Source organism: Streptomyces sp. A18 (assembly GCF_059026065.1).
Genome location: NZ_JBWLKL010000008.1, coordinates 87,748 through 106,467, shown reverse-complemented (window position 1 = coordinate 106,467; position 18,720 = coordinate 87,748). Strand labels below are relative to the sequence as shown.

The 18,720-nt window shown below is 71.3% G+C and carries 20 protein-coding genes; 5 read left to right on the top strand and 15 right to left on the bottom strand.

Going from position 1 to position 18,720, the window contains the following annotated elements; translation table 11 throughout:
* Positions 1-20: 20 nt before the first annotated feature.
* On the top strand, positions 21-440 hold the full coding sequence (locus tag AC5P1C_RS15775; protein WP_493866445.1) for an ATP-binding protein: 420 nt from the start codon (positions 21-23) through the stop codon (positions 438-440).
* Between the two features lie 92 nt (positions 441-532).
* On the opposite strand, the gene AC5P1C_RS15770 is transcribed toward AC5P1C_RS15775, so the two are convergent.
* The 5 genes from AC5P1C_RS15770 to afsQ1 all read right to left on the bottom strand — a co-directional run bounded on the left by AC5P1C_RS15770 (position 533) and on the right by afsQ1 (position 4,358).
* Complete coding sequence (locus AC5P1C_RS15770; RefSeq protein ID WP_493866444.1) at positions 533-736, bottom strand: PspC domain-containing protein; 204 nt, start codon at positions 734-736, stop codon at positions 533-535.
* A 111-nt stretch (positions 737-847) separates the two neighbouring features.
* On the bottom strand, positions 848-1,438 hold the full coding sequence (locus AC5P1C_RS15765; RefSeq protein WP_493866443.1) for a VanZ family protein: 591 nt from the start codon (positions 1,436-1,438) through the stop codon (positions 848-850).
* Between the two features lie 57 nt (positions 1,439-1,495).
* On the bottom strand, positions 1,496-2,098 hold the full coding sequence (locus tag AC5P1C_RS15760; protein ID WP_493866442.1) for a hypothetical protein: 603 nt from the start codon (positions 2,096-2,098) through the stop codon (positions 1,496-1,498).
* Positions 2,095-3,684, bottom strand: a complete 1,590-nt coding sequence (locus AC5P1C_RS15755) for an ATP-binding protein (RefSeq protein WP_493866441.1) — start codon at positions 3,682-3,684, stop codon at positions 2,095-2,097. The genes AC5P1C_RS15760 and AC5P1C_RS15755 overlap by 4 nt, the downstream gene beginning before the upstream one ends.
* Positions 3,681-4,358 carry a two-component system response regulator AfsQ1 gene (gene afsQ1 / locus AC5P1C_RS15750; protein WP_030562528.1) on the bottom strand — a complete coding sequence of 226 codons (678 nt, stop codon included), beginning with the start codon at positions 4,356-4,358 and terminating at the stop codon, positions 3,681-3,683. Before afsQ1 ends, AC5P1C_RS15755 begins: the two co-directional genes overlap by 4 nt.
* A gap of 181 nt (positions 4,359-4,539) precedes the next feature.
* Between afsQ1 and AC5P1C_RS15745 the strand changes: the two genes are divergently transcribed.
* A complete protein-coding gene (locus tag AC5P1C_RS15745; protein ID WP_493866440.1) occupies positions 4,540-5,310 on the top strand; it encodes a SigE family RNA polymerase sigma factor in 771 nt (256 codons plus the stop codon).
* A 206-nt stretch (positions 5,311-5,516) separates the two neighbouring features.
* Here AC5P1C_RS15745 and AC5P1C_RS15740 read toward each other — a convergent pair whose 3' ends face one another.
* Positions 5,517-6,155: a uridine kinase family protein gene (locus tag AC5P1C_RS15740; protein WP_493866439.1), complete on the bottom strand. Its 639-nt coding sequence runs from the start codon at positions 6,153-6,155 to the stop codon at positions 5,517-5,519.
* 123 nt (positions 6,156-6,278) lie between these two features.
* On the opposite strand from AC5P1C_RS15740, the gene AC5P1C_RS15735 reads away from it, so the two are divergent.
* A complete protein-coding gene (locus tag AC5P1C_RS15735; RefSeq protein ID WP_493866438.1) occupies positions 6,279-6,680 on the top strand; it encodes a hypothetical protein in 402 nt (133 codons plus the stop codon).
* Between the two features lie 11 nt (positions 6,681-6,691).
* Here AC5P1C_RS15735 and AC5P1C_RS15730 read toward each other — a convergent pair whose 3' ends face one another.
* Together AC5P1C_RS15730 and AC5P1C_RS15725 are read right to left on the bottom strand one after the other, a co-directional pair.
* Positions 6,692-8,203 (bottom strand): MDR family MFS transporter, encoded by a 1,512-nt coding sequence (locus tag AC5P1C_RS15730; RefSeq protein ID WP_493866437.1) that lies wholly within the window; start codon positions 8,201-8,203, stop codon positions 6,692-6,694.
* A gap of 27 nt (positions 8,204-8,230) precedes the next feature.
* A complete protein-coding gene (locus tag AC5P1C_RS15725; RefSeq protein WP_493866436.1) occupies positions 8,231-8,830 on the bottom strand; it encodes an NADPH-dependent FMN reductase in 600 nt (199 codons plus the stop codon).
* Positions 8,831-8,957: 127 nt separating this feature from the next.
* Between AC5P1C_RS15725 and AC5P1C_RS15720 the strand changes: the two genes are divergently transcribed.
* On the top strand, positions 8,958-9,695 hold the full coding sequence (locus AC5P1C_RS15720) for a TetR/AcrR family transcriptional regulator (RefSeq protein WP_493866435.1): 738 nt from the start codon (positions 8,958-8,960) through the stop codon (positions 9,693-9,695).
* Positions 9,696-9,798: 103 nt separating this feature from the next.
* Here the strand turns inward: AC5P1C_RS15720 and AC5P1C_RS15715 are convergent, their stop codons facing one another.
* From AC5P1C_RS15715 to deoC, 3 genes are read right to left on the bottom strand one after another with little or no spacing between them, the layout of a single operon-like run.
* Complete coding sequence (locus tag AC5P1C_RS15715) at positions 9,799-10,689, bottom strand: aldehyde dehydrogenase family protein (protein WP_493866434.1); 891 nt, start codon at positions 10,687-10,689, stop codon at positions 9,799-9,801.
* Positions 10,682-12,136 (bottom strand): aldehyde dehydrogenase family protein, encoded by a 1,455-nt coding sequence (locus tag AC5P1C_RS15710; RefSeq protein WP_493866433.1) that lies wholly within the window; start codon positions 12,134-12,136, stop codon positions 10,682-10,684. Before AC5P1C_RS15710 ends, AC5P1C_RS15715 begins: the two co-directional genes overlap by 8 nt.
* Before the next feature lie 3 nt (positions 12,137-12,139).
* Complete coding sequence (deoC, locus tag AC5P1C_RS15705) at positions 12,140-13,108, bottom strand: deoxyribose-phosphate aldolase (RefSeq protein WP_493866612.1); 969 nt, start codon at positions 13,106-13,108, stop codon at positions 12,140-12,142.
* Between the two features lie 132 nt (positions 13,109-13,240).
* On the opposite strand from deoC, the gene AC5P1C_RS15700 reads away from it, so the two are divergent.
* On the top strand, positions 13,241-13,891 hold the full coding sequence (locus tag AC5P1C_RS15700; protein WP_493866432.1) for a PH domain-containing protein: 651 nt from the start codon (positions 13,241-13,243) through the stop codon (positions 13,889-13,891).
* Between the two features lie 17 nt (positions 13,892-13,908).
* Here the strand turns inward: AC5P1C_RS15700 and AC5P1C_RS15695 are convergent, their stop codons facing one another.
* From AC5P1C_RS15695 to AC5P1C_RS15680, 4 genes are all read right to left on the bottom strand, one after another.
* Positions 13,909-15,159 (bottom strand): hypothetical protein, encoded by a 1,251-nt coding sequence (locus tag AC5P1C_RS15695; RefSeq protein ID WP_493866431.1) that lies wholly within the window; start codon positions 15,157-15,159, stop codon positions 13,909-13,911.
* Positions 15,160-15,417: 258 nt separating this feature from the next.
* Positions 15,418-17,067 carry a phospho-sugar mutase gene (locus tag AC5P1C_RS15690; protein WP_493866430.1) on the bottom strand — a complete coding sequence of 550 codons (1,650 nt, stop codon included), beginning with the start codon at positions 17,065-17,067 and terminating at the stop codon, positions 15,418-15,420.
* A gap of 231 nt (positions 17,068-17,298) precedes the next feature.
* Positions 17,299-18,123: a purine-nucleoside phosphorylase gene (locus AC5P1C_RS15685; protein ID WP_493866429.1), complete on the bottom strand. Its 825-nt coding sequence runs from the start codon at positions 18,121-18,123 to the stop codon at positions 17,299-17,301.
* Positions 18,124-18,234: 111 nt separating this feature from the next.
* Positions 18,235-18,672 carry a gamma-glutamylcyclotransferase family protein gene (locus tag AC5P1C_RS15680; protein ID WP_493866428.1) on the bottom strand — a complete coding sequence of 146 codons (438 nt, stop codon included), beginning with the start codon at positions 18,670-18,672 and terminating at the stop codon, positions 18,235-18,237.
* Positions 18,673-18,720: the final 48 nt, after the last annotated feature.

Here is an 18,720-nt window from a genome sequence, read left to right as displayed (position 1 = left end):
TGATCAAGGACGCATTGAAGATGAAGCAGTCTGCCGCCAAGACCCTCGGTGTCGCCGCTCTCGGTGCCGCCTTCGCCGCCGCCGGCGCGGGTGCCGCGAACGCCGCACCGGGCCTGCCCGACGCCACGGACGCGCTCGGTTCCGCCACCTCGACGCTGCCCACCTCGCAGGTCGCCGACGCCCTGCCCGCAGGTGGCCCCGAGGCTGTCGCCGCGGGCCAGAACGCGCTCGGCAGCACCCTGCAGGCCGCCGCGCCGACCGTCGAAAAGCTCGGCGAGAGCACCAAGGACGCCGCCGACCGTGGCAAGCCCGCCGCGGCCGACCCGGTCTCCGGTCTGCTCGGTGGCCTGCCGATCGCCGGCGCCCTGCCCACCCAGGGTCTGCCGCTGCAGGGCCTGCCCACCCAGGGTCTGCCCGTCCAGGGCCTGCCGCTCGGCTGACCCTCGCCGGTCTCCGCGTACGCCGATGGGGCGCACCCTTGCGCAAGGGTGCGCCCCATCGGCGTACGCGGGTGGCGGCGAGGGCCGCCGCATCACCAGGCGGCCTGCCGGGTCTTGTTCTCGGAGGGCAGCAGCACCCAGAGCGCGATGTAGAGCAGGAACTGCGGTCCCGGAAGGAGGCACGAGACCGCGAAGATCACGCGCATCGTGTTCGCCGATGTGCCGAAGCGCTTGGCGAGGGCGGCACAGACTCCGCCGATCATCCGGCCGTTGGTGGGGCGGGCAAGGGCGGTCATGGTGGCTCCTTCGTGAACCGTAGGAAGGTCGGCCCTCGTACGAGGGCCGGTTCCCGGGGCGTTTTCCCCGATGACTCAAAGCTATGTTCACGAAGCGGGCAAAGCGTCGCTCTAGGGTGCGATACCGACCCTGGGAATCGTCGGGGTCGACCCCTGAGAAGCGTCCTCCCGCAGGAGGGGCGCCCGATGCTCCACGTCCGTACGGCGGCGTAGCCGGGCCCTGGCCGCGGGCACCACGGCGAGGTGCACGAGGGCCACGCCCACGGTGTTCAGGAACAGTGAGTCGATGTCGACGACCTGCCCCGGGACCCCGGTCTGCAGCAGTTCGATGCCGAGCGAGATCAGCGCGCCCGCCGCGACCGTACGCACCAGCGAACCAAGCGGCGAGACATGGACCCGCCCCCCGGCGAGCGGCAGCAGCAGCCCGAGCGGGGCAAGGAGCAGCAGACTGCCGCCTATCTGCCGGGCGGCCTGGACAGGGCCGAGAGCCAGATCCGCCTTGATGCCGGCGAACGGCTGAAGGTTCGCCGCGCTGACCCAGGGCACGTCCAGTGGACGCAGCGTGAACCAGCCGACGAGCAGAAGATGCGCGACGAGGAGGAATCCTCCCGCCGCGCGGAAGCGGATGGCGGCCCCGTGGCCGCCCGAGCCTTGACGCACGCACCCCAAGACGCGCCTAGCGGCAGGATCGGTTCCGCGCATCTCGTCCCGGTGCGCGGCACTGTCCTGATCGCACAGGGTGACTGTCTCTTTCGGCCGCTACGTCACCGTCTCCGTGGGCGGAGCCACGGTGCCGGGGCGCTGGCGCACCGCCTGGGTGCATTCGTAGCGGCGCAGGGGGTCGTCGCCGGGGCCGCCCATGATCACCTCGCGGTCGTCGCCCGCCGCCGCGCTGTCCGCGAAGGTGCACACGATCTGCGCCAGTGCGAACGCCGAAAGGTCCTCCGGAGACGTGCTGAACCGCAGCGCGTCCTCGGGGTCCCCCTTCTCCGGGCCGCTGACGACCGTGCCGCCGCGTACGTCCGTCGCGAAGCCCGCCTGCTTCTCCGGGGCCGACGGGGTGTGCGCCAGCTCGTCGAGGAGCGCCTGCGCGATGCGGACGCGGTCGGTCGTCGCCTTCTCGGTGGGGATCCGCACCGACCGGTCCACGGTCACGAGCTGCGCCGCGCACACCAGGAAGACCTGCACCGGGACCCCGCTGGTGGACTGCGACGCGATGCTCGACCCGGACATCACGCACGGCACCCTGGACGGGCCGGGCCCGAAGTCCGTCGGCACCTCCGTCGAGCGGATCCCGCACCCGGCGAGCATCGTGGTCAGGGCGGTGGCCAGAAGTGCGGCCCGCAGCCGCCGGCGGTTCATCGTCTGTCTCCCTCGACGGCGTCCACGCCGTCGTCGCCGTCCGTGCCGTCCGCCGTCTCGTCGCCGGGCAGCAGCGCCGACGGATCGCGCGGCAGCCACAGCGTGAACACCGCGCCGCCCTTGGGCGAGTTCGCGGCCGTGATCTCACCGCCGTGGATGTGCGCGTTCTCCAGGGCGATGGAGAGCCCCAGACCGCTGCCCTCCGACCGCGGCCGGGACGCGCTCGCCTTGTAGAACCGGTCGAAGACGTGCGGCAGTACGTCCTCGGGGATGCCGGGGCCTCCGTCACGCACCGCGATGACGAGCTTCTCGCCCGCGAGCCGCACCGAGACCTCCACCGGGGAGCCACCGTGCTTGAGCGCGTTGCCGATGAGGTTCGCCAGGATCACGTCCAGGCGGCGCGGGTCGAGCCGCACCGTGATGCCGCGCTCCGCGTCGAGCTCGACCGCGTCGAGCCAGGCACGGGCGTCGATGCAGGCCGTGATCTGGTCGGCGATGTCGACGTCGTCCAGGACGAGCCTGGCCGTGCCCGCGTCGAAGCGGGTGACCTCCATCAGGTTCTCCACCAGGTCGTTCAACCGGCGGGTCTCGCTGACCACGAGACGTACGGCGGGCTCGATCATCGGGTCGACGCTGCCGGTCTCCGCGTCGAGCTCCTCCTCCAGGACCTCCGTCACCGCGGTGATCGCGGTCAGCGGCGTACGCAGCTCGTGCGACATGTCGGCGACGAAGCGCCGCGACGCCTCGTCACGCGCGCTCATGTCGTCGACCTTCTTCTCCAGGCTCTCCGCGGTCCGGTTGAACGTCCGTGACAGATCAGCCAGTTCATCCGTGCCCGACACCCGAAGCCGCGTGTCCAGCTTGCCCTCGCCGAGCCGCCGCGCGGCGACGCCGAGCCGGTGCACCGGTTTGAGCACGGTGGTCGCCGCGGCCTGCGCGAGCAGCGCGGAACCGATGAGCGCGAGCCCGGTGGCGATCGCGAGCGACCAGCCGAGCGAACTCAGGTCCTTCGCCTCCGGCTCGAGGGACTTGAGCATGTAACCGGTCGGCCCGCCGCCGATGACCTTGGCACCGCCCACCAGATAGGGGGTGCCGCCGTCGACGGTCCGTTGCCAGTACAGGTGGTAGGGACTCTTGTTGCTGGAGGTGAGCGGCTGCTCCTTGTTCACCGTCTTGCGGAGCGACTTGGGTACGTCGGCGAGCGTGAAGGCGTCCAGGTCGGAGTAGCCGACGATCGTGTCACCGTCGGCGTCCTTCCCGATCAGGAGCACGCTGTAACGCTGGCTGCTGTTGGCCATCGTCCCTGCGGCCTGCTGCAGTTCGTCCTGGGTCGGATTGGGCGGCAGCGCGCCGGCACGGGCCTGCATCTCCTGCTGGAAGTCCTTCAGGGCCGCGTCCTGCGCGCGGGTCAGGACCGCCTCGCGGTTCAGCCAGTACGCGATTCCCGAAGCCGTCACGGCGGCGGTGAGCGCCACCAGGCCGAACACCACGACGAGCCGGAGTCGCAGGCTCGTGAAGCGGAGCCCCGCCATTATCGCCTTGCGCGCCGCGGCCCAACCGCGGAGCCTGTCCTGCGGTTTGGTCACTGAGGCGTGTCCAGCCGGTAGCCGACCCCACGCACCGTACGGATCAGCGTCGGCGAGGACGGGACGTCCTCCACCTTCGCGCGCAGCCGCTGCACACACGCGTCCACGAGCCGCGAGTCACCGAGATAGTCGTGCTCCCACACCAGGCGCAGCAACTGCTGCCGCGACAGGGCCTGTCCGGGCCTGCGGCTCAGCTCCAGGAGCAGCCGCAGCTCGGTCGGCGTGAGCTGGAGGTCCTCGCCGTTCTTCGTGACGGTCATCGCGGCGCGGTCGATGACGAGCGAACCGAACGTCGCCGCGTCATTGGCCTCGCGCTCGCCGCGCCGAAGCACCGCACGGATACGGGCGTCGAGCACCCGCCCCTGCACAGGTTTGACCACGTAGTCGTCGGCGCCGGACTCCAGCCCGACGACCACGTCGATGTCGTCACTGCGCGCGGTCAGCAAGATGATCGGCAGCTGGTCGGTGCGCCGGATGCGCCGGCACACCTCGAATCCGTCGATGCCCGGCAGCATCACGTCCAGCACGATCAGGTCCGGACGCTGCTCACTGAGCAGCTTCAGACCGTCCTCGCCGGTGGCAGCAGTAGCCACCCGATGCCCTTGGCGGGTGAGCGAAAGCTCAAGGGCTGTACGGATGGCGTCGTCGTCCTCGATCAGCAACAGGGAAGGCACGGACGTCATTCTGTCCCATGGTGCGGGCACAGTTCGACTGTTGGAGCGCTCCCACACGTTCCCCCTACACATGGGAGGGCTGTTGCAGGCCTGTGACAGTCGGCGGACACCGTCATGAAGTGGGTCGGGCAGAGTTTTGGTCACACGGAAGAAGCCGGACACCACCGACGGGGGGCGCGAGATGAACACACTGCAAAGCACCAGCTCAAGCGCAGTTATCACGCGTCTCCACGACGTGATCCGGGTTGCCGAGAGGCACGAGAAGTCCGGTGCCGTGAGCGGGCGGGGGTGCGCTCGCGGCACCGGGCGTCAGCACACCGCGTACATGACGGTGGTTGACGCGTTCCGGGGGGAGAACGCCGGGGGAACCGATGGAGGGGCTCACGGGGGAGCCGCGTACAGGGAGGACACGGGGGAGCGCACATCAGTGTCGGAGGCGGAGTTCACCGCCTACGTCCAGGAGCGTCGTGCCTCCCTGTACGCAACCGCCTATCACCTGACCGGTGACCGTTTCGAGGCCGAGGACCTGCTCCAGAGCGCCCTCTTCTCGACGTACCGGGCCTGGGACAGGATCAGCGACAAGGCCGCGGTCGGCGGGTACCTCCGCCGCACCATGACCAACCTGCACATCAGCGCCTGGCGGCGCCGCAAGCTCAACGAATACCCGACCGAGGAGCTGCCGGAGACGGCGGGCGACACGGACGCGATGCGTGGCACCGAACTCCGTGCGGTTCTCTGGCAGGCCCTGGCCCGCCTCCCCGAACTGCAGCGGACGATGCTGGTCCTGCGTTACTACGAGGGCCGCACGGACCCCGAGATCGCGGACATCCTCGACATCAGCGTGGGCACGGTGAAGTCCAGCATCTGGCGCTCCCTGCGCCGGCTGCGCGAGGACGAGGTCCTCAGCTTCGGCCGTGACCAGGAAGAGTCCTTCGGCGAGTTGGTCGCCTAGGGATCACGGGGGGCCGCCGCTTCCGGGGGGAGGCGGTGGTGGCTCGAGGGGGGAGCACGGGGGAAATACGGGGATCACGGGGGATCCACGGGGGAAACAAGTAGCAGGACCGGAAGGCCGGGGGGTCTTTCCGGTCCTGCTGCTTTGTCACACCCTTCCTCCCTGCCTGGAGCCACGGCCCGGAGCTACGGAGCCACGGCCGGGAGCTACGCCACGTCGGCGCGAGCCTTGACGCACCGCCCGGCGGCAGCAGCGGCGACCCGCCCCAAGGCCTCGCCCGTTCCGCACGGATGAGCGCCCAGCGCGGTCTGCCGGGCGACGATGGCGCGCTCGGCACGCATCAGCCGCCACCCGCGACGCAGCAGGAACGGCACGGACTTGCGCCCCTCGCGCAGGTCCCGCAGGAGCCGCCGCCGGAAGGTGGTGAAGGGGCGGCCCCGCAGGCAGATCGCGTCGGCGAGCACGCCGATCTCGCGGCACCGCTCCACGATGTCCGCCGCGAAGATCCCCTCCGCGATGAATAGGGGTGTGCGCTCGATGTCCATCGCGGACTCGCCCGTACGGGAGCTGGTGGCGATGTCGTAGACGGGGACGCGCGTACGGCCCGTGCGGCACAGCTGCTCGATGGCGGCGACGGCGTCGTCCGTGTCCCAGGAGGCGGGGGAGTCCCAGTCGATGTCCGTGCTGCCGGGGACCTGCGGCAGCGTCGGGTCGTCGCCCTCCTTGTAGAAGTCATCCAGGCACAGGACGGGCAGCCCGGAGCGGGCGGCGAACGACGACTTGCCGGAGCCCGAGGGTCCGGCGAGCAGCACGACTCGGGTGGGTATCGGGGGGTGGGAACTCACGAGAGACCAGTGTGCTGCATTGAGCCGCCCTGACGACCCGACGGGTAGGGCTTTGGTGCGCGCATCACACCTCAACTACTCTACGTGGGCATCTGATTACTCCAGCGGATACGGGCGGTACCCATGGCACGGCACGCAGCAGCCTCCGAGAACCTCTCCCGCGCCCTCCTGCGCGCGGGTCTGACGGTCACCGTCGCGGGCGCGGCGCTCGGCGTCGGCGGCGCGGCGACGGCGAGCGCCGCGCCCGTCCCGGCGCCCCAGGCGTCCGACAACCTTCCCGCGGCCGGTGCGGGCGTCTTCCGCGCGGTGCAGGAGGTCGCGGCCGGCGGGCTCGGGCCCGCCAAGAACCTGAAGCTCAACCCGCTCGCGGGCACCGGTTCCGACCCGCTGGACAACGCGGTGGGCACCCGCATCGCGGACTTCAAGCCGATCTCGACGGCGCCGCTCACGGCCCCGCTGACGCAGGGCGCGGCCCTGGGCAACCTGCCGCTGGTGGGCCCGGCCACGGGTCTGCTGCCCGGCTGACCCCCGGCGCATCACCCCTTCCGCAGCGGGACTTCCCGCACGAGCCAGGCCACGGCGAACGCCGCGGCCCCCAGCAGCGCGGCTCCGAGCACCACGCCGTGCAGCCCGCTGGTGACCGCCGTCCGCACCGCGTCGCGCACCCCCTCCGGCATCTCCCGCACCGCTTCGGGCGTCCACGACATGCCGCCGTCCGGCATCCCGGCCGACGCGACCCGGCTCGAGTAGACCGCGCCGAGTACGGCGATCCCGAGCGAGCCGCCGATCGTCCGGAGGAGGGTGGCGGTGCCGGTGGCCGCGCCCATGTCGCGCGGGGCGGCGCTGTTGATGGTGATCAGGAGCGTGCTCTGCATCAGGAAGCCCATGCCGATGCCGAGCACGAGGGTGAGCGCGGAGGTCACCGCCGTCGGGGTGTCCGCGCCGATCGCCAGGAGCGCGAGCCCGCCCGCGGCCGTCAGCGCGCCGCCGATGATGGGGTAGGCGCGGTAGCCGCCGCCGTCGGACGTGGCCTTGCCCAGCAGGAGCTGCGCCCCGAACATGCCCGCCATCAGCGGAAGCAGCAGCATGCCGCTGGCCGTCGACGACGCGCCGCGTACGAACTGCATGTACTGCGGCAGATAGGCGGAGGCCCCGAGCATCGCCGCGCCCACCAGGAAGCTGAGTACCTGGGCGAGCGTGAAGTTGCGGTCGGCGAAGAGCCGGGGCGGGATGATCGGCTCGGGGGCCCGCCGCTCGACCCGCGCGAACCAGATCAGGGCGCAGCCGCCGATGACGCCGAGCCCGAGGATCTGCGGCGAGGTCCAGGCGTAGGTCGTGCCGCCCCAACTGCCCAGGAGTGTCAGGGCGAGGATGCCCGCGGAGAGCAGAGCGGTGCCCGCGTAGTCGATCCGTGCCCTGATCCGCTCACCGGGCAGGTGCAGGTGGAGGCCGACGACGAGCAGGGCGATCGCGCCGAGGGGCACGTTGACGTAGAAGACCCAGCGCCAGTCGAGCTGGTCGGTGAGGAAGCCGCCGAGCAGGGGTCCGCCGACCAGCGCGATGGGCATCATCGCGCCGACCATCGACTGTGAGCGGCCCGTCTGTGATGGCGGCAGCATGACGCCGATGATCGAGATGGCGCCGACCATGAGGCCGCCGGCGCCGAGCCCCTGCACGGCGCGGAAGGCGATGAGCTGCCCCATGTCCTGGGCGAGCCCGGAGAGCACGGATCCCGCGAGGAACACCGTGATCGACCAGACGAAGCTGCCCTTGCGCCCGTACAGGTCGCCCAGCTTGCCCCAGACGGGAGTGGAGACGGAGGCGGTGAGCAGATAGGCGGTCACCACCCAGGAGAGGTGGTCGAGGCCGCCCAGGTCGCCGACGATCGTGGGCAGGGCGGTGCCGACGATCGTGCCGTCGAGCAGACCGAGCATCAGGCCGAGCAGGAGCCCGAAGAGGACCAGCTTGGACGGGCCGCCGCCCGCGCCCTTGTCCGCACCGGTGCCCGGGGCGTCCGAAGCGGCTTTCCCTTCCGTGCGTTGACTCATGGTGTCCCCTTCGATCGTGACGTCACGTCAGGCTGCGTACGGGCGAACGGACTTGGCGTCGCGCAGGGCATGCGCCCACCAGGTCAGCTGGTCGAGCAGTGCCTTGGCGGCCGTGTCGACCTGGGGGTCTTCGACGGTGCCGTCCTCGCCGAACTGGCCCCAGGCGTTGTGGAAGCTGACCGTGTTGCGGATGGTCGTGGCGTTCAACTCGGCCATGACGACACGGAGTTGCTCCACCGCGCGCAGGCCTCCGGACAGGCCGCCGTAGGAGACGAAGGCGACCGGCTTCGCGTGCCACTGCTCGTTGTGCCAGTCGATGGCGTTCTTCAGGGACGCCGGGAAGCTGTGGTTGTACTCCGGCGTGATGAAGACGAACGCGTCGGCCGCCGCGAGGCGGGGCGAGACCAGGGCGAGGGCCTCCTCGGTGCCGGGCGCGGGCGGCCCGCCGAAGGCGGGGAAGACGGTCGGCAGCGGGGTCTCGGCGAGGTCGACGACGTCGGCGGTCAGGTCGTCGCGCTGTGCGATGTGTCCGGTCAGCCACCGGGTGACGACGGGCGCGAACCGGCCCTCCCGGGTGCTGCCGACGACGACGGCCAGGCGGAGGGGCTGGGCTGCGGTGCTGGTCATGGGACCCCCTGAGTGCGGTGTGTGATGTGTACGGCGTATCCCGACGCGTACAACGTACACAGCAATGTGTACGGCGTCTACTGAGGGATACGTTGTACGCTCACGTCCTGATGAGAGGAGCCCGGCTGTGGCTGGCCAGAAGAAGGACGGCAAGGCGGCGGTGCCCGACAAGTCGCTCTGGGAGCGCCTGGAACAGCCGGCCGCGCCCCGCGCCTCGCTGTCCCTGGAGCGCATCGGGGCCGTCGCGGTGGAGGTCGCCGACGCGGAGGGTTTCGCAGCCGTCACCATGCGGCGGCTCGCGACGGAGCTGGGGGTCGCGCCCATGGCCGCGTACCGGCACGTCTCGGGCAAGGACGACCTGTGGGCGCTGATGGCCGAGCGGGTGGCGGACGAGTACCGCGTTCCCGAAGAGCTGACCCACTGGCGTGAGGTGCTGCGGGCCTTCGCCCTGCTGACCCGGGAGATGATGCTGCGCCACCCGTGGGTGGGTCAGCTGCCCACGGCCCTCTTCGTGCTCACGCCGGGCCGGATGGCCATCGCCGAGCGGCAGTTGGCGGCGCTCGACGGCCTCGGACTGGACGAGGACGCCATGATGGTGGCCTTCCGCACGGTCAGCTCCTACGCGCACGGCGCGGCCTCGTCCGAAGTGGCCCTGCGGGACTGGACGCAGGCGGAGGGCTGGTCGTCCGGCGCCGAGACCCGGATGGGCCTCGCGCCGCAGATGACGTACCTGATGGAGACCGGCCGCTACCCCACCTATCGGCGCTACGGCCTGCGGTCGCGCCGCAAGGACGACGCCACCTGGACGTACGAGACGGGCCTCGACTGCGTCCTGGACGGGATCGCGGCGCGGCTCGGCATCTGACCCGGCCGATGAACGGACGAAGCCCCGGTCCTCCTGGACGGAGGAGGGCCGGGGCTTCGTGGTGCGGAGTGGCTTCCGGTGGCTTCAGGCGGCCTGGGTTGCCTCAGTACGAGGAGCCGGACGCGCCCAGCGAACCCGTCGGGTGCCAGACCGTCTTGGTCTCCAGGAACGCCGTCAGGCGGTGCGTGCCCGGATCCGCCGACCAGTCCACAGCCTGTGGACGGACGACGCGCTTGAGGTTGTCCGCCGCGGCGATCTCCAGCTCCTTCGCCAGTACGTCGTCCTCGACGCCCGCCAGGTCGATCGCGTTCACGTCCTGGTGCGCGGCGAGCGACGGGGTGATCTCCGCCGTACGGCCCGAGAGGATGTTGACCACGCCGCCCGGCAGGTCCGAGGTGGCGAGCACCTCGCCCAGCGAGAGCGCGGGCAGCGGGGAGTCCTCGCTGGCGATCACCACGGCCGTGTTGCCCGTCGCGATCACCGGGGCGATGACCGACACCAGGCCCAGGAACGACGACTTCTGCGGGGCGACGACCGTCACCACGCCCGTCGGCTCCGGCGAGGAGAGGTTGAAGAAGGGGCCCGCTACCGGGTTTCCACCGCCCACGATCTGCGCGATCTTGTCGGTCCAGCCCGCGTACCAGACCCAGCGGTCGATGGCCGCGTCCACTACCGCGGCGGCCTTGGACTTGGACAGGCCCTCCGCCTCGGCGACCTCGCGGACGAACTGGTCCTTGCGGCCCTCCAGCATCTCCGCGACGCGGTAGAGGATCTGCCCGCGCAGGTAGGCCGTCTTGCCCGCCCAGCCGCCCTGCGCCTTGCGCGCGGCCACGACCGCGTCACGGGCGTCCTTGCGGGACGACAGCGGGGCGTTGGCCAGCCACTTGTTCTTCGAGTCCGTCACCTCGTACACCCGGCCGCTCTCGGAACGCGGGAACTTCCCGCCGACGTACAGCTTGTAGGTCTTGAAGACGCTCAAACGCTGCTCAGACATCGAGGTAAGCCTCCAGGCCGTGGCGGCCGCCCTCGCGGCCGTGACCCGATTCCTTGTAGCCGCCGAAGGGCGAGGTCGGGTCGAACTTGTTGAACGTGTTGGCCCAGATGACGCCCGCGCGCAGGCGTTCGGCGACCGCGAGGATGCGGGAGCCCTTCTCCGTCCAGATGCCGGCGGAGAGGCCGTACTGGGTGTTGTTGGCCTTGGCGACGGCTTCTTCCGGTGTACGGAACGTGAGCACCGAGAGCACCGGGCCGAAGATCTCGTCGCGGGCGACGGTGTGCGCCTGCGTGACGTTCGTGAAGAGCGTCGGGGCGAACCAGTAGCCGGACGTGGGCAGTTCGCACGGGGCGGACCAGCGCTCGGCGCCCTCCGCCTCGCCCGTCTCGGTGAGCGCGGTGATGCGGGCGAGCTGCTCGGCGGAGTTGATCGCGCCGATGTCGGTGTTCTTGTCCAGCGGGTCGCCCAGGCGCAGGGTGGTCAGACGCCGCTTGAGGGCGTCGAGCACCTCGTCCTGGACCGACTCCTGTACGAGGAGGCGCGAGCCCGCGCAGCAGACCTGGCCCTGGTTGAAGAAGATGCCGGTGACGATGCCCTCGACGGCCTGGTCGATGGGGGCGTCGTCGAAGACGATGTTCGCGCCCTTGCCGCCCAGTTCGAGCGTGACCTTCTTGTCCGTGCCCGCGACCTGGCGCGCGATGGCCTTGCCGACGGCGGTCGAGCCGGTGAAGGCGACCTTGTCCACGTCCGGGTGCGCGGTGAGGGCCGCGCCCGCGTCGCCGTACCCGGGAAGGATGTTGACGACGCCCTTGGGGAGGCCCGCCTGGCGGCAGATGTCCGCGAAGAACAGGGCGGAAAGGGGGGTCGTCTCGGCGGGCTTGAGGACGACCGTGTTGCCCGTCGCCAGGGCCGGGGCGATCTTCCACGCCAGCATCAGGAGCGGGAAGTTCCAGGGGATGACCTGGCCCGCGACGCCGAGCGGCTTCGGGTCCGCGCCGTACCCGGCGTGGTCGAGCTTGTCGGCCCAGCCCGCGTAGTAGAAGAAGTGCGCGGCGACCAGCGGGAGGTCGGCGTCGCGTGTCTCCTTGATGGGCTTTCCGTTGTCGAGGGTCTCCAGGACGGCCAGTTCGCGGCTGCGCTCCTGGATGATCCGCGCGATGCGGAAGAGGTACTTGGCGCGCTCGGCGCCCGGCAGAGCCGACCACTTCTCGAAGGCCTTGCGGGCGGCCTTCACCGCGCGGTCGACGTCTTCGGAGGATGCCTGCGCGACTTCGGAGAGGACCTCTTCGGTGGAGGGCGAGACGGTCTTGAAGACCTTGCCGTCCGCCGCCTCCACGAACTCGCCGTCGATGAACAGGCCGTACGAAGGCGCGATGTCGACGACGGAGCGGGACTCCGGCGCGGGGGCGTACTCGAAAGCCTTGGAGGCCGAAGGTGTGGAAGTCATGGGTCAGTCCACCGTCACGTAGTCGGGGCCGGAGTAGCGGCCCGTGGCCAGCTTCTGGCGCTGCATCAGCAGGTCGTTGAGGAGCGACGAGGCGCCGAAGCGGAACCAGTGGTTGTCCAGCCAGTCCTCGCCCGCGGTCTCGTTCACCAGGACGAGGAACTTGATCGCGTCCTTGGAGGTACGGATGCCGCCCGCGGGCTTCACCCCGACCTGTACCCCGGTCTGCTCGCGGAAGTCGCGGACGGCTTCCAGCATCAGGAGGGTGTTCGCGGGGGTCGCGTTGACCCCGACCTTGCCGGTCGACGTCTTGATGAAGTCCGCGCCCGCGAGCATGCCGATCCAGCTCGCACGCCGGATGTTGTCGTACGTGGACAGCTCGCCGGTCTCGAAGATGACCTTGAGCCGGGCCGCGCCGGACGCTTCCTTCACGGCGCGGATCTGCTCGAACACCGTCATGTAGTCACCCGCGAGGAAGGCGCCGCGGTCGATGACCATGTCGATCTCGTCGGCACCCGCCGCGACGGCCTCGCGGACGTCACCGAGCTTCACGTCGATGGCGGCGCGGCCCGCGGGGAAGGCGGTCGCGACGGACGCGACCTTCACTCCGCTGTCGCCGACGGCCTCCTTGGCGGTGGCCACCATGTCCGGATAGACGCAGACCGCGGCGGTCTTCGGGGTGCCGCGGTCGGTCGGATCCGGGTTCACGGCCTTCGCGCCGAGCGCCCGGACCTTGCCCGGGGTGTCGGCGCCCTCCAACGTCGTCAGGTCGATCATCGAGATGGCGAGATCGATGGCGTACGCCTTCGCCGTGCTCTTGATCGAACGGGTGCCGAGCGCTGCGGCGCGCGCCTCGAGGCCGACCGTGTCGACGCCGGGCAGCCCGTGGAGGAAGCGGCGCAGGGTGCGGTCCGACGCGGTGGCGTCGGCGAGTGCGTGCGCCTGTGCGTGTGGGGTTGCGGGTGCAGTGGGCATGGTCACGAGGGGAGCATATCTACGCGCGTAGCGGCTGTACAGAGGGCGCTTCAAGGCCGCCGCTTCGCGGCGGCGATGTCGCGCCCGCCCACCCGCTCACCCCGCAGCGAAGCGCTCAGGCAGAATCAACCCATGAGTGAGCCCCAGCATCCCCAGGCGGAGCCCGAGTACAAGGACCGGACCTACCGGTCGTCCGGCGGTATCGCCGGAGGCGTCCTGCTGCTCGCCCTCGGCGGCTGGCTGGGCATCGACGCGATGATCCGGGGGGAGGGCCGCACCCCGTGGCTCGCGCTCGCCGGGCTGCTCCTGGCGGTGCCGCTCGTCGTCGCCTACACCGTGCGCCCCGCCGTGTACGTCAACGACGACCGGCTGCGCATCCGCAACCCCTTCCGGACGATCACGCTGCCCTGGGCGTCCGTCGCGACCCTGCGCTCCGGGTACTCGAACGAGGTCCTCACCCGGTCAGGCACCAAGTACCAGCTCTGGGCCATCCCGGTCTCCCTGCGCGGCCGCAAGAAGGCCGCGAGGCGAAGTGCGCAGGGTGCGGCCGCCGGTGACCCGAGCGTCGGCGGCCCGGGTCTCCGTGCTTCGCTGAGGCCCGGTCAGTCGTCCTCCCCGCGCGCCGCCGGCGACCAGATCATGGACGACCTGCGCGACCTGTCCGAGCAGCGGGCCTCAGCGGAGTCCGCGCAGGGCGAGCCCGTGGTGCGCTGGGGCTACGAGATCCTCGCGCCCGCCGTGGCCGGTGCGGTGCTGCTCGCGGTGGTGCTGGCCGTCGGCTAGGCCCCTGGGCGCCGGGCCTACGGCGGGCCCATCCACGCGAGGAGCATGTGGCCCCCGAACGCCGCCGACGTCACGGCGGCGGCCACCGTCACCGTCACGGCGACATGCGTCCGCGCGCGGGCCAGCGCCGCCGCGAGCGGCAGCAGCAGCGGGAAGCCGGGGAGCAGGAAGCGCGCCCGGGGGAAGTACACCCCCTTGCTGCCGAGCACGATCAGGAGCAGCAGTCCCGTGAAGACAAGCAGCGGCAGCGGCTGCCGGTCGGCCACCGACAGGACGAACAGTGCCGCCGACGCGAGCAGCGTGGCGGTCACCATCGTCAGGAACAGCTGCGGCCGCTGCACCGCGAGCAGGTCGTACATCGTCCGCAGGGTCGCCACCCCGCCGTCCCATTCGTTGCGCCACAGCTTCTGTACGGCGAAGTAGCCGTCCCAGCGGCCGAGCCGGAACCCCACCCAGCCGACGTACGAGAGCCAGCCGAGCGGTGCGAGCGCGGCGCCCAGGAGCATGCGTACGCGGCGCTTGCCGCCCCCTCCGTCGCGCGAGCGCCACAGCGCGAGAAGTGCCGTCAGGGAGACGGCCGCCGCGAGCGCGATCCCTGTGGGGCGGGTCAGGCCCGCGAGGGCGGCCAGCGTGCCCGCCCAGATCCAGCGGCCGGTGAGCACGGCGTACAGCGCCCACGCGGTGAGTGCCGTGAAGAGCGACTCCGTGTAGCCCATCCACTGCACGAGAGCGACGGGGAGCGAACCCCAGAGGGCGGCGAGCAGGACGCCGGTCCTGCGCCCGTACAGGCGGTCGCCCACCGCGAAGATCCCCCACGCCGCGAGGAACGAGCAGCCTACGGAGACCGCGAGCCCCACGGCCCCGCGCGGCTCCGGGACGATCACGCTGCCCGCCCTGATGAGTAGCGGGTGCAGGGGGAAGAAGGCGAGGTTGTTCGCGTCGATCCGGGTGCCCAGCGTGTTCGCGTAACCGTCCCCGGCGATCGTCAGGTACCAGTCGCAGTCCCACGACTCCGCCAGGAGGTGCCAGACGCTTCGGTGCTCGCTGCGTGCCCAGAGGGCGAAGACCAGGGTGCCGAAGAGGCGTACGGCGGCGTACGCGAGGAGTGCGGGCGACGCGCGGCGCAGGGCGCGGGCGGCGCGGCCCGGGGAGCGGCCCGGTGGAGTGCGGGGGCGGCCTCGGGTCGGGGAGACGATCCGGGGCTCGGGGCCGGCGCCCTGTGTGGGGGTCGAGGCGGTCGAGGTCTGCGGGGTCGGTCCGTACGGCACTGCGGCAGCTCCCGGAACGTGATCGTGCGCTGCCGGTCACCCTCCCCGGGAGACCGGCGACGCACCGGACCACTGCGGCAGCCGCACCGCCGGAACCACTCGGACGGGTGGCGCGGCGGCTCCGCGTTGGGCGCGCGCTTGGGAGGCCTGGCTCAGCTGCCCCGGGTGGCCCGCGGGCTGCTGTCCCGGGCCGTGAACTCAGGTCCGGCTCCGTTCGGGCGAGTGGGACAGCGGCCCACCCGCCCGCCTCGGTCGGCCCTAGATGCCCGCTGCCGCGGACAGGTCGCGCTTGATCGCCGCGAGGAGGTCCGCCGCCTTCGTGCGGGCGGCGGCAAGCTCGGCCTTCGCCGCCACCGGGACCACCACCTCCAGGTAGCACTTCAGCTTCGGCTCCGTGCCGCTCGGGCGCACGATGACGCGGGCCCCGTCGAGCGTGTAGCGCAGGCCGTCCGTGGGCGGCAGCTTGTCCGTGCCCTGCGTCAGGTCCTCGGCCTTCGTCACGGGCAGGCCCGCGAGCGAGGTCGGCGGCTGCTCGCGCAGGCGGCGCATCGCGTCCGCGATCAGGGAGAGGTCCTCCACGCGGACCGACAACTGGTCGGTGGCGTGCAGACCGTGCTCCACGGCCAGGTCGTCCAGGAGGTCGAGCAGCGTGCGCCCCTGCTCCTTCAGCTCGGACGCCAGCTCCGTGAGCAGGAGCGCCGCGGTGATGCCGTCCTTGTCGCGTACGCCTTCGGGGTCCACGCAGTAGCCGAGGGCCTCTTCGTAGCCGTAGCGCAGGCCCTCCACGCGGGCGATCCACTTGAAGCCGGTGAGGGTCTCCTCGTACCCGAGACCCGCCTTCTCCGCGATCCGGCCCAGGAGCGACGAGGACACGATCGACTCGGCGAACGTGCCGCGAGCGCCCCGGCGCACGAGGTGGGCCGCGAGGAGCGCGCCCACTTCGTCGCCCCGGAGCATGCGCCAGTCCGTGCGGCCTTCCGTGGTGTCCTTGACCGCTGCCGCGCAGCGGTCCGCGTCCGGGTCGTTGGCGATGATCAGGTCCGGGTCCACCTCGCGGGCCTTCGCGAAGGAGAGGTCCATCGCGCCCGGCTCCTCCGGGTTGGGGAACGCGACCGTGGGGAAGTCCGGGTCGGGCTCCGCCTGTTCGGCGACGAGGTCCGGGGCGGGGAACCCTGCCCGGTCGAAAGCCGCGATGAGGGTGTCCTTGCCGACGCCGTGCATCGCCGTGTAGACCGTGCGCGCCGTGCGGGGGGAGCCGGGGGCCAGGACGGCGTCCGTGCGGGCCAGATAGGCGTTCAGGACGTCGTCCGCGAGGGTCTCCCAGCCGGTCTCCGGGCGCGGTACGTCGTGCAGCGAGGCGATCGCGTCGATCTGCGCCGCGATCTCCGCGTCCGCGGGCGGGACGATCTGGGAGCCGTCGCCGAGGTAGACCTTGTAGCCGTTGTCGCGCGGCGGGTTGTGGCTCGCCGTCACCTCCACGCCCGCGACGGCGCCGAGGTGCCTTATGGCGAAGGCGAGTACGGGGGTGGGGAGCGGGCGGGGAAGCACCGCCGCCTTGAGCCCGGCGCCGGTCATGACGGCTGCCGTGTCGCGCGCGAAGTCCTCCGACTTGTAGCGCGCGTCGTAACCGATCACCACGGGGCCGTCGGTCTGGTTCTTCGACTTGAGGTACGCGGCGAGGCCCGCGGCGGCGCGGATGACCACGGAGCGGTTCATGCGCATGGGGCCCGCGCCGAGCTCGCCGCGGAGGCCGGCGGTACCGAACTGGAGCGTGCCGCCGAAGCGGGCGGTCAGCTCTTCGGTGTCCCCGCTGTCGATGAGCTTGGCGAGCTCGTCGCGGGTGTCGGGGTCCGGGTCCTCGGCCAGCCAGGCCTGGGCCCGCGCGATGAGTTCAGAGTCGTCAAGCACGTGACGTCAGCCTCTCGTATGCGGAGTTCTGTGGCGGGGGTCCGGATACTCCTACCCGGCGGACCCCCGCGGGGGCTTTCCTGTCCGCCGGGTACGCCTATTGGGCGGGGCCTTACCCCGCCGCTCCGGGGTCATCGGGCGGGTGAGCGGGAAAGGCCTGTCCGCCGACGCCACTGCGGGGAACGGACAGGCAAGGCGCCCCGCCAGGCAAGGCGCCCCGCCAGGGAAAAGCTAGATGCGGCCCAGAACCTGACCCAGCAGCTCCCCCATGCGGGTAGCGCTGTCGCGGCCCGCCTGGAGGACCTCCTCGTGGTTCAGGGGCTCGCCCGTCATGCCCGCGGCGAGGTTCGTGACCAGGGAGATGCCGAGCACCTCCGCACCCGCCTCGCGCGCGGCGATCGCCTCGAGGACCGTCGACATGCCCACCAGGTCCGCACCGATCGTGCGGGCCATGCGGATCTCCGCCGGAGTCTCGTAGTGCGGGCCGGGGAACTGCGCGTAGACGCCCTCTTCGAGGGTGGGGTCGATCTCCTTGCAGAGGGTGCGAAGGCGCGGGGAGTACAGGTCCGTGAGGTCCACGAAGTTCGCGCCGACGATCGGCGACGTGGCCGTCAGGTTGAGGTGATCGCTGATCAGGACCGGCTGACCGGGGCGCATGCCCTCGCGCAGGCCGCCGCAGCCGTTCGTCAGCACGATCGTCTTGCAGCCCGCGGCCACGGCCGTCCGCACGCCGTGCGCGACGGAGGCCACGCCGCGGCCCTCGTAGTAGTGGGTGCGGCCCAGGAAGACCAGGGCGCGCTTGTCGCCGATCGTGAAGGAGCGGATGCGGCCCCCGTGGCCCTCCACGGCCGGCGGCGGGAAGCCGGGCAGCTCGGTGACGGGGAACTCGGCGTCGGGCACGCCGAGCGCGTCAACGGCCGGCGCCCAGCCGGAGCCCATCACAAGGGCTACGTCGTGGGTCTCGGCGCCCGTCAGCTCACGCAGGCGCGCGGCGGCGGCGTCGGCGGCGGCGTAGGGGTCGCCCTGGATGTCGTCCGGAATAACTGAAGCGTTCACGCGGACGAGAGTAGCCGCTCACGCCCTACGCGCGTAGATGACGATGCTCACGGGATTCGGATCGTTGTCTTGTCGTTTCCGACGAGAGGCCCCGGCAGGGCGGAAGCGGACCTAGCAAGGCCGCTTCCGCAGCTCCATCACATAGTCGTGCGGCGCCCCCGCGGTCTCCGCCGCGTCGGCCAGCTCCCCCAGGTAGCGCGCGGACGGCAGACCGCCCTCGTAACCATTGAGGACGTACACCCAGGCGGGTTCCTCACCGTCCAGCGTGTGCACCCGCACGCGCATCCGGCGGTAGATGTCGAGCCCCACGCCCTCCCACCGGTCGAGGGAGTCCTCGTCCATGGGGGCGATGTCGTACAGCGTCACGAAGACCTGCGAGCGCGGTGCCTCGACGATGGTGGCGAGCGCGCCCTCCCACCCCATGTGCTCGCCGCCGAAGGTCAGCCGCCATCCGTTCAGCCAGCCCGTCTGGCGCAGCGGCGAGTGCGGGGCGCGGCGTGACATGAGCCGCGGATCCAGATTGCCGGCGTACGCGGCGTAGAGCGACATGTGGTCGAGGGTACGGCAGGCGACGCGTGCGTCCCTCCGGTAACGGAA

Excerpts from the sequence above, each read along its gene's own strand:
- AC5P1C_RS15730 (WP_493866437.1), bottom strand. The coding sequence starts at position 8,203 with ATGAGTCAACGCACGGAAGGGAAAGCCGCTTCGGACGCCCCGGGCACC.
- AC5P1C_RS15775 (WP_493866445.1), top strand. The coding sequence starts at position 21 with ATGAAGCAGTCTGCCGCCAAGACCCTCGGTGTCGCCGCTCTCGGTGCC.
- AC5P1C_RS15735 (WP_493866438.1), top strand. The coding sequence starts at position 6,279 with ATGGCACGGCACGCAGCAGCCTCCGAGAACCTCTCCCGCGCCCTCCTG.
- AC5P1C_RS15760 (WP_493866442.1), bottom strand. The coding sequence starts at position 2,098 with ATGAACCGCCGGCGGCTGCGGGCCGCACTTCTGGCCACCGCCCTGACC.
- AC5P1C_RS15700 (WP_493866432.1), top strand. The coding sequence starts at position 13,241 with ATGAGTGAGCCCCAGCATCCCCAGGCGGAGCCCGAGTACAAGGACCGG.
- AC5P1C_RS15725 (WP_493866436.1), bottom strand. The coding sequence starts at position 8,830 with ATGACCAGCACCGCAGCCCAGCCCCTCCGCCTGGCCGTCGTCGTCGGC.
- deoC (WP_493866612.1), bottom strand. The coding sequence starts at position 13,108 with ATGCCCACTGCACCCGCAACCCCACACGCACAGGCGCACGCACTCGCC.
- AC5P1C_RS15680 (WP_493866428.1), bottom strand. The coding sequence starts at position 18,672 with ATGTCGCTCTACGCCGCGTACGCCGGCAATCTGGATCCGCGGCTCATG.
- AC5P1C_RS15715 (WP_493866434.1), bottom strand. The coding sequence starts at position 10,689 with ATGTCTGAGCAGCGTTTGAGCGTCTTCAAGACCTACAAGCTGTACGTC.
- AC5P1C_RS15710 (WP_493866433.1), bottom strand. The coding sequence starts at position 12,136 with ATGACTTCCACACCTTCGGCCTCCAAGGCTTTCGAGTACGCCCCCGCG.
- AC5P1C_RS15770 (WP_493866444.1), bottom strand. The coding sequence starts at position 736 with ATGACCGCCCTTGCCCGCCCCACCAACGGCCGGATGATCGGCGGAGTC.
- AC5P1C_RS15745 (WP_493866440.1), top strand. The coding sequence starts at position 4,540 with ATGAACACACTGCAAAGCACCAGCTCAAGCGCAGTTATCACGCGTCTC.
- AC5P1C_RS15765 (WP_493866443.1), bottom strand. The coding sequence starts at position 1,438 with ATGCGCGGAACCGATCCTGCCGCTAGGCGCGTCTTGGGGTGCGTGCGT.